The sequence below is a fragment of the Mesorhizobium sp. M8A.F.Ca.ET.021.01.1.1 genome (genome assembly GCF_003998025.1).
Taxonomy (GTDB): domain Bacteria; phylum Pseudomonadota; class Alphaproteobacteria; order Rhizobiales; family Rhizobiaceae; genus Mesorhizobium.
In genome coordinates, this window is sequence record NZ_RZSJ01000828.1 from 1 (window position 1) to 1,978 (window position 1,978).

1 pseudogene is annotated in these 1,978 nt (G+C 64.1%); it reads left to right on the forward strand.

Annotated elements, in window-relative coordinates:
* Positions 1 to 1,978 (forward strand): annotated as a pseudogene (locus EOA36_RS34435) (hypothetical protein); the annotation flags it as partial.

The window sequence follows — 1,978 nt, forward strand, 5'->3', positions numbered from 1 at the left end:
GGCATAGCGGGCTCGCTGGCCCATTCGGCCAATGCCGAATTCAGCTTTGGCGGCGGTTCGATTGCCGGCAGCACCGCTTCGCTCGACGCGCGCGGCCTCAACCAGACGCTCGGCCACTACGCGTTCGGCTCGACCACTTTCAGCGGCGATCAGCTGTTCGACCAGCAGAATGTGATCTTCGTCGGCGGCGTCGGCTCGTCGGGTGACGGTTCTTCGACATCGAGCCTGCTCGCGATAAACCTGGCCGACGCCAACACCCAGAACAATGCGATCTTCGTGCTGGTCAACGAAGGATCTCCCATCGATACCGCCAACGGCTTCTCGCTCAGCGACGGCCAGACGCTGGCCTCGTTCGGCAATGGCCGCTCCTTCTCGCTCGGCGGCATTCCGGTCAACATCACCGGCAACAATGTCCAGCACGACCAGGTCGTTTCGGATCCGGGCGGCGGCGCGGCGACGCTGACCAATTCCGGCTCCGGCGGTGTCGTGACAGTGGCCAACGGCAATTCGCTGCTCGACTTCAACATTTCGGGCGGCAGCGACGCGGGCATCAACGCAACCTTGATCAACGGCCTGACGATCCAGGGCGTGACCCTCAGCAATGTCGACACAGGTTTTTTCCTCGGCAGCGTGACCGGCACGGTTTCGGTCCACGATCTCAATGTCCAGAATGCGAGCCAAACCGGCATCGAGCTTGTCGCCTCGAGCGCGACCGTCAATTTCACCGGCAACACGACGATCGGCAATGCCACCAATGTCGGGCTGTCCGCCAAGAATTTCGATGGCACCGCCACTTTCGACGACCTCGATATTACCGGCGGCGGCATAGGCGTCTCTATCGTCAACGACTCGAGTGGAACCCTGACTTTCGGGGCCGGCAGTTCCATCACCGGCACGAGCAGCAACGCCCTCTCGATCAGCAGCTCCACGCCCAACGTCACCTTCAACGGCACCATCAATCAGACCGCTGCCGCAAGCGCGGTGACAATCTCCAACATGACCGGCGGCACCGCCACCTTCGGCGGCACGATCACCGCCAGCACCGGCGCGGCCAATGCGATCGACCTGACCGGCAACACCGGCGGCACGATCAACTTCACCGGCGGGCTCGACCTGACCGCGGATGGCGGCTTCGCCTTCAGCGCCGTCAATGGCGGTACGCTGACGGTAACTGGCTCCGGCAACACGGTAGCGACCGGTCTCGGACCGGACGAGAAGGGCATCCAGATCGCCGGCATGACGATCGGGACTGCCGGGGTGAACTTCTCCAGCGTCACCGTGGATGGCTCCGGCGGGGGAGCTTCGACCGGCATCGCCATCAGCAACACCAGCGGCGGCAACGTCACCTTTGGTGGCGTCGACCTGTACCGTATCAGCGGCGTCGCCATCAGCCTCAACAACGTCGCCAGCGGCGTCTACAGCTTCAACGGCACGACGAAGATCGACACGGTGGTCGGCGGAGGCCCCGGCTTGCTGGTTCAAAACAGTGCCGCGACCGTCAGCGTCAACAATCTCGTCACCACGAATATCGCCGGCGCCGATGTCAGCCTGACCAACAACACCGGCACGATCGGCATCGGCGGCACCATCACCAACTCCGGTACCGGCAACGGCGTCGTCGTCTCCGGCGGCAGCGCTGCGATCACGGTCTCGGCCGATATCTCCAGCTCAGCCACCGCACCGGGTACGGCGGTCAAGGTCGATGGCATCACCGGCGGCTCGGTGACCTTCAGCGGCGCGATCAGTTCGACCAGCACCGGTAGGCTTTTCGAGATCGGCTCGGCGGCTTTCCTGAGCGGCGGCACGATCAGCTTCACAGGCCCGTCACTGTCGGCGACAGGCGGCGGTGGAGCGTCTGCCATCGACCTCATCGGCACGGCCAAGTTGAACGTTACCGCTCCGCTGTCGATCACCAATGCCGCGAGCACCGGCCTGGTTGTCGGCAGTGTCGACAGCACCGCATCGGCAACCTTCGGAG